This is a genomic window from Marisediminitalea sp., from assembly GCF_984433645.1.
Genome location: NZ_CFIDRX010000204.1, coordinates 1 through 7,134 on the forward strand (window position 1 = coordinate 1; position 7,134 = coordinate 7,134).

The following is a 7,134-nucleotide window of genomic DNA, read 5'->3' on the forward strand; positions in this document are numbered from 1 at the left end:
GTCGAATTTTGCCCGAATCAATTTTGCTGAAATCGAGAATGTCGTTCAGGATCACCAGCAGGCTCTTACCTGAAGAGTCTATGATATCGAGCATTTCTTTCTGTTCAGCAGCCAGTTTGGTTTTAGACAGTAGCCCCACCATCCCCAAAATACCGTTCATTGGTGTGCGAATCTCGTGGCTCATATTAGCCAAAAACTCAGACTTAATTTTAGACGTATTTTCCGCTTCTTTCTTCGCGTCAAGCAAGTCTTCACTAACCGCTCGGAAGCGCTGAGCGGCACCAGCCAGCAAGCCTATTTCGTCCAGTCTGTGGGTATCGTGAATGGGCGCGGTTAAATTACCGGTTCTGAACGACTGGAATGATTCAGTGAGTCGTTTTATGGCACTGGTAATGTGTAAGTGGAAAAACAGCCCGAATATAATGAACAGTGTAAGCCCAACTACCACCGAAAGCTGAATTAGCCGCTGGGTTACTGACACCGCCTGTTCGCCCTGCTGCTTTATATTCGCCAGCAAGTCTAATGATCGCTCTCTTAGCTTGTTGGCCTGAATGGTGAACTCAACCGCATCACCGGCCATCACCACATTCACCAACGACAGGTAATTACGGTTTGCCTGCACCCCCTGCCCAAATTCCAGCTGATAGTCACTACCTAATTGCAGCAGTGCATCCAGTTCAGTCTTATGGTCACGAGCAAATCCATCTGAAAATGTCCCGACAGTAGAACGCATTTGGGCAATGGCCGCGTTTACCGCCCTGCGCTGTTTAAATTGCCGCTGGGTCAGAAACAGGTTGGCAGACTGATTCATTTGATACCAGGCATTCAACGCCAGGCTGGCTGTAGTTTTATCTGTGCCTTTTGCCTGTTGAATGAGTGACTGAATGAGCGACTCTCCCTTAATGAAGGTATCAGGGAGCGCTTTGGCAATCAGTACATCTTTCGCTTCGTAGAGCGACTGCACTACCTCGAGATTTTCACCGTAGCGATTAACCAACAGCTGCATGTCGTTTATGGGTTCATTCACCAGCGGGTCCACGATATTGCGTTTCACCACATCCAGGCGCTGCTGAATACTGATATGCGTTTCTTTCATCTTTTCCAGAATGGCAGCATTACCAGACTGACCGAAAACCGACACATTGCGTTGTAAGTCCACAATATCCTTATTGATTTCGAGTACCCGGATGGCGTTGTTTGAAATAAGTAAAATACGCGATACCGACGTGTCGACCTGTTTGATTTTATTGTTCAAAACACCGTAATTTACAGCCAGAATCAATAAAAATACCGCCAGCACCGCGCTGACTTTTAACGCAATAGAAGACTTGAGGCGTGATAGCATGTTTACCTGACCAGCTTAAGCATTGAGAAATTCATACCAGCGATCCAGGCTGTAATCATAGTTATCCATGACCGTATTCCATACGGCGATGTTAGAGAATCGCTTGGTATAGCTACCTCCATCCCGTCGTTCTCCGGCTTTCACTGACAACTTGCCATCGGTGCCGGTCAATCCCGCTCGCGCTTCCTGTCCTTCGTACCAGTAATCCCACTCAGCTTCACTCATCAGCGGACGGCTACGCTGCGGATTGGAGATGTAATAGCCCTGACGCGCAATGAAAGCTCCGGGATAGCCAGACAACCACCAGTTCATATATTCATAGGCGGCGTCTTTTACATGTCCGGTAGTTTTAGAAGACAAACACATTACGCCATGCCAGGCTCGATACCCCTCTTTAGGCGCCGCATATCGAACCGGGACGCCCTGCCCTTTACAGGCTGTGACGCCAGGCGAAAACATACTCTGGATGTTAACGCGTCTGTTTACCATAAACTCAACGGACTGGGGTACCGATGTCCAGAACCCGGCGAAATGTCCGGACTGCTTTTTCTCAATTAACACCGCAAACAGCTGATCAAGTTCAGCGATGGTCATATTGCCGATATCGTTGAACCGCACTAATCCCTGAGCTTGTGCTGCAAGGGCGGCATCAAAAATTCCGATAGTTGGCGCGTTAACCAATCCCACTTTTCCACGATTTGCGTCATCTAATAACCATCCCCAGGATTCTTCCGTATAGCCCTTTGCTTCCGCAATTACCCGGGTGTCATAGCCAAATGAATCGACATTGTGTACATAAGGCATAAAACTGATTTGTTTGGTTGGCTTAGGTCCCAATAAGCCGTCGTTCTGAACAAATAAAATTTTATTTGGCGCGTCTCCTGCTCCGGTCTGTGCGTCGGGGCTGATCTTGCCCGTTTTCGTTAAATCGTTTATTTCTGGCCAGTATGTCAGCCTGTCCACGTCAAGCGCCTGAATCGCGCCGGCGTACCACAGCACATTTATGGAATCTGACCATTGTTCATAAAGGTCGAAAGACGCCGGGTCGGCCGAGGCCTTTTGTAACACGGCAGCACTGCCCATAGGCTCAAAGCGTATATCGATTCCCAGCTCCTGCATTGCTCTGCGTCGCAACGGCTCCTGCAGCGTGACATGGGTACCCATTACACGTAACGTGACCGTTTTTTTGGCGAACACGTACGGGGCTTTTGTCGCGCAAATGGCCCCGGTTAACGCGGCTGCAGACCCTTTTAAAAACGTACGGCGGTTGTTTTGCATATATTGTTATTCCGTAGATGCGCGGTGTGTTGCTGAAACTGCACCACAAAGTTTGCTATAACTATAGATGATTTCAGGATTTTTGACGCCCTGGAAATAAAATAGGCAACACAAAGGTTATAATCAGTATGCACCTTCTATTCAGGGCACTAAAAATGTTTAAACCCAACACCAAAACTCTAGCCTTTTTAACTATCGCATCAATCCCCCTCTTGACAGCTTGTTCTGCCAATAAACCGGTAGAGTCGCCTCGAGTTGGGTCGGAAATAAACACAAATCAGCAAGACCAGTCCCAACACGTCAAACATGTCACGTACACTGGCACCATTGTGTATAAAAACCTCGAAGGCGGCTTTTTTGCCTTGCATACCCATAAAGGACAAAAATACACACTCAAGGGGCTACAATCCGCCTATCGACGTGACGGCCTAATTGCTGAAGTCAGTGGTGTAGTCGATGAATCTGCCATTACATTTACCCAGTACGGCAAACTACTGGTCGTAAAATCGGTAGTCATCATCGATGAAAGCCATGCTGAAGCGGCTAAATCCCAGCTCAAATAGGGCTTTGTGTTTGTATCTTCACTACTTGGGTGGTAGAATTCGCCGCCCTGTAAATTCAGGGTTGGTAGTATGTGCTGTTAATTAACGGTGCTTTTACTGCACACTGCAGATTTTGGTCGCGAAATTCTGCTTAATTATCAATATATTAAATTGGAGACAGTTAATGTCTGAAGCAATTTTTAATCTGGACGCGAAGATCCGTACAGACTTAGGGAAAGGTGCGAGCCGCCGCCTTCGTCACGCTGATCTGGTTCCAGCTATCGTTTACGGTGGTGAAGAAGCCCCTCTTTCTATTACGCTTGAGCACAACAAAGTAATCCAAGCGCAAGAATTTGAAGCGTTTTACTCACACGTTTTAACGCTGAACGTCGACGGCAAGTCTGTTGAAGTTCTGCTGAAAGACGTTCAACGTCACCCTTACAAGCCAAAAATTATGCACATGGATTTCCAACGTGTAATTGCTGGCCAGGACGTTCACACGTCTGTACCTCTGCACTTCGTTAACGAAGCTTCATCTGCAGCGGTTAAAGGTGGCGGTGTTGCTGAACACCACGTAACTGAAGTAGAAATTACCTGCTTACCAAAAGACCTGCCTGAGTTCATCGAAGTCGATATGGCTAACATCGAACTGGGTCAAACTCTGCACCTGTCTGACCTGACTCTGCCTGCTGGCGTAAGTTCTGTAGAACTGGCCAAAGGCGACGACGCTCACGACCTTGCAGTTGTGACAGTTAAACCACCTAAAGGTGGCGCGGCTGACGAAGCAGAAGAAGACGCTGCTGAGGAATAATTCCTTTGGCAGACATACGTCTCATTGTGGGCCTGGGTAATCCGGGCCCCGAATACGAAAATACCCGCCACAACGCAGGCGCATGGTTTTTAGACCAGCTCGCCGCGACGTTTCAGACAAGCTTAACGCCAGAAAGTAAGTTCTTTGGTAAAACTGCGCGAATCAACGTAGCAGGCCAGGACATTCGGTTGCTTTACCCCACCACATTCATGAATAAAAGCGGTCAGTCTGTTGCAGCACTGGCGAACTTCTATCGTATAGAACCGTCACAAATGTTAGTCGCATTTGACGAACTGGATTTACCACCAGGTGTGGCCAAATTCAAAGTGGGTGGTAGCTCAAGCCAGAACGGCATCCGCGATATCGTTGCCAAAATGGGCAATAATCGCGATTTCTTGCGATTGCGTATCGGTATTGGTCATCCGGGTCACAAAAGCCGGGTAACCGGACATGTGCTTGGCAAGCCAGCCCCGGCTGAGCGCGAAGCCATTGAGAGCGCTATCGATGAATCGGTTCGCTGCACTGAAATATTACTTAAAAATGATCTGAAAATGGCGCAAAATCGCCTTCACAGTTTTAAAGCAGATATAAACCTCTAATTTCAAGGGCTCCATCATGGGATTTAAATGTGGCATTGTAGGCCTGCCGAACGTTGGTAAATCAACGTTGTTCAATGCATTGACCAAAGCGGGAATTGAAGCCGCTAACTTTCCTTTCTGTACTATTGAACCTAACACAGGTGTGGTACCGGTTCCGGATCTTCGACTTGATAAACTGGCGGAAATTGTAAAGCCGCAGCGCGTCATCCCCACTACCATGGAGTTCGTTGACATTGCAGGTTTGGTTGAAGGTGCATCAAAAGGCGAAGGCCTGGGTAATAAATTCCTGGCAAATATTCGTGAAACCGACGCTATTGGCCATGTTGTGCGTTGTTTCGACGATGAAAACATTGTTCACGTAGCCGGAAAAGTCAGCCCTAAAGACGATATCGACATTATCAACACTGAATTAGCATTAGCAGACCTTGAGACAACGGAGAAAGCGTTGCACCGCGTAGCTAAGCGCGCAAAAGGCGGTGACGCCGATGCTAAGTTTGAAATGAAAGTACTGGAAAAAATCAAACCGCATCTGGACGAAGGTTTACTGCTGCGCTCTCTGCCTTTAGAAAAAGAAGAACTGGCGGCTATTAGCTACATGCATATGCTTACGCTAAAGCCCACCATGTATATTGCTAACGTGAACGAAGATGGCTTCGAGAACAACCCTTACCTGGATCAGGTCAAGGCAATCGCAGCTGAAGAAAACGCCGTGGTAGTTGCAGTATGTGCAGCCATTGAATCGGACATTGCCGAACTGGACGACGAAGATCGCGAAGAGTTCATGGCTGATATGGGCCTAGAAGAGCCGGGGTTAAACCGAGTAATTCGCGCTGGCTACAACCTGCTGACTTTGCAGACGTACTTTACGGCTGGCGTGAAAGAAGTGCGTGCCTGGACATTCCCAGAAGGTTCTACCGCACCACAAGCCGCAGGTAAAATTCATACCGACTTTGAAAAAGGTTTTATCCGCGCTGAAATCGTAGGTTACGACCACTTTGTCGAATTCAACGGTGAACAAGGTGCAAAAGATGCCGGTAAATGGCGTCTGGAAGGTAAAGACTACATCGTAAAAGATGGCGATGTCATTCACTTCCGCTTCAACGTCTAAATAATCAGAAGCCCGGCAATCGTCGGGCTTTTTTGTGCACTTTTCCTTCCAACCTGTTTATTTTTATTCACATCTTTTTCGCTTTTGTCATCAAAGCACACTATTCTTACGCGGGATTCATTTAAAAGTCGCTATCAATGAAGTTGTTTGTATGCGCCGTGCTTTCTCTCGCGCTTTTTTCCACTGGGGCAATCTCATCGCCCGCCCCTGACAATTCGGTTACAGTAGTGCAAGTCCCCCACATGAACCGGGCTTCATCACATTTGCAGTATGTCCATGCATTACTGGAATTGTCACTGGAATCAACCCGACAGGAATTTGGTGAATTCGAGATCCGTTATCACAGCACGGAAACCTTGCCTGAGAGGCAACTAAAAGGGCTTGAAGTTGGCGAGCAATTTTCTGTGACTGTTTCGCATGCGAAAGAGCGCTGGAACAACGCTGCTATCAGAGTCCCCTTTCCACTCGTTCGGGGATTGGCAAGCTTCCGGTTATTTTTTACAACGCCAAACATTCTGCCTGCACTAAATAAAGTATCGTCTCTGAAGGATTTCTATCAGTTTTCGTTTGGTCAGGGCGTCGGCTGGTCAACATCTCGTTTTCTTGAAGATGAACATTTCAGAATCGTTTATGGCAGCCGCTATGAGGGTTTATTTGTTATGCTGACGGCAAATCGGTTTGACCTGCTAATGCGCAGTCCTTATGAACTTATAGGGGAACATGTAAACCTGAGCCAGCAATATCCCTCGCTGACATATTCAACACAAACAGCAATGCTGACTTACCTGCCAATGTATTTCTATGTCTCAGGCAAGCAGCCTGAATTGGCGACTCGCATAGAAAAGGGATTAAAAACAGCCTTTGAGGCGGGTCAACTCGACGCGCTTTATGAAAAGTACTTTCATTCCTCACTGGCGCTCATCCACTCACCAGAACTCCGTGTTTTTTGGATTAATAATACCAATATAACAACCCAGCAGTACCTGGCGGATAAACCATATCTTTTGCCGTCGCTGATTAAACAACTCGAGCCGCATTTTGTGTCTCAACCCCAGCACTAACAAAGCATCTGGGCGATTTTGTATACTGAGCACTCAATAATTCGATTGCGCTACGGGCGCATCTACCCGAAACGTCTTCCCCAGTAACGTGTTGAGAATACAAAATGTACTTATTTGCCGTCCTAAGCTTGCTGGTAGCACTTTAATTTTTATTCTTGGCTGACAATTATCTTTTCTCAACAATGACATGATCGATGAAAATGTAGGCAGGCAAGCTCAGCTGAATGGGTTATAAAACGACGAAAAGCGCCATTTTGCTGGAAATAACAACGCTGGCGAACAGATAATAAGCAGTTAAACAAAAGGGCGAAAAAAAGGGGTTGACGCACTAGGTTCATATACGCATAATACGCGCCACTTCCTGAGAGGGAAGTAAAACAATCGGAGGCT

The 7,134-nt window shown here is 47.1% G+C and carries 7 protein-coding genes; 5 read left to right on the plus strand and 2 right to left on the minus strand.

Features of this window, described 5'->3' with window-relative positions; all coding sequences use genetic code 11:
* Window positions 1-1,345 (minus strand): sensor histidine kinase (locus tag AC4MRN_RS18310; protein WP_491204093.1); only part of this gene is annotated, 1,345 nt, incomplete at its 3' end.
* A gap of 15 nt (window positions 1,346-1,360) precedes the next feature.
* Window positions 1,361-2,623 carry an ABC transporter substrate-binding protein gene (locus AC4MRN_RS18315; protein ID WP_491204094.1) on the minus strand — a complete coding sequence of 421 codons (1,263 nt, stop codon included), beginning with the start codon at window positions 2,621-2,623 and terminating at the stop codon, window positions 1,361-1,363.
* Window positions 2,624-2,952: 329 nt separating this feature from the next.
* On the opposite strand from AC4MRN_RS18315, the gene AC4MRN_RS18320 reads away from it, so the two are divergent.
* The 5 genes from AC4MRN_RS18320 (at window position 2,953) to AC4MRN_RS18340 (ending at window position 6,744) form a co-directional block, all read left to right on the plus strand.
* The gene (locus AC4MRN_RS18320; protein WP_491204095.1) at window positions 2,953-3,186 is read left to right on the plus strand and encodes a hypothetical protein; all 234 of its coding nucleotides are present in this window, start codon (window positions 2,953-2,955) and stop codon (window positions 3,184-3,186) included.
* A 163-nt stretch (window positions 3,187-3,349) separates the two neighbouring features.
* Entirely contained in the window at window positions 3,350-3,976 is a 627-nt protein-coding gene (locus AC4MRN_RS18325; RefSeq protein ID WP_073322374.1) for a 50S ribosomal protein L25/general stress protein Ctc, read from the plus strand.
* A gap of 5 nt (window positions 3,977-3,981) precedes the next feature.
* Entirely contained in the window at window positions 3,982-4,575 is a 594-nt protein-coding gene (gene pth / locus AC4MRN_RS18330; protein WP_073322376.1) for an aminoacyl-tRNA hydrolase, read from the plus strand.
* Window positions 4,576-4,591: 16 nt separating this feature from the next.
* On the plus strand, window positions 4,592-5,683 hold the full coding sequence (gene ychF, locus AC4MRN_RS18335; protein ID WP_155014365.1) for a redox-regulated ATPase YchF: 1,092 nt from the start codon (window positions 4,592-4,594) through the stop codon (window positions 5,681-5,683).
* A 242-nt stretch (window positions 5,684-5,925) separates the two neighbouring features.
* Window positions 5,926-6,744: a hypothetical protein gene (locus tag AC4MRN_RS18340; RefSeq protein WP_491204096.1), complete on the plus strand. Its 819-nt coding sequence runs from the start codon at window positions 5,926-5,928 to the stop codon at window positions 6,742-6,744.
* The last annotated feature ends 390 nt before the right edge of the window (window positions 6,745-7,134 follow it).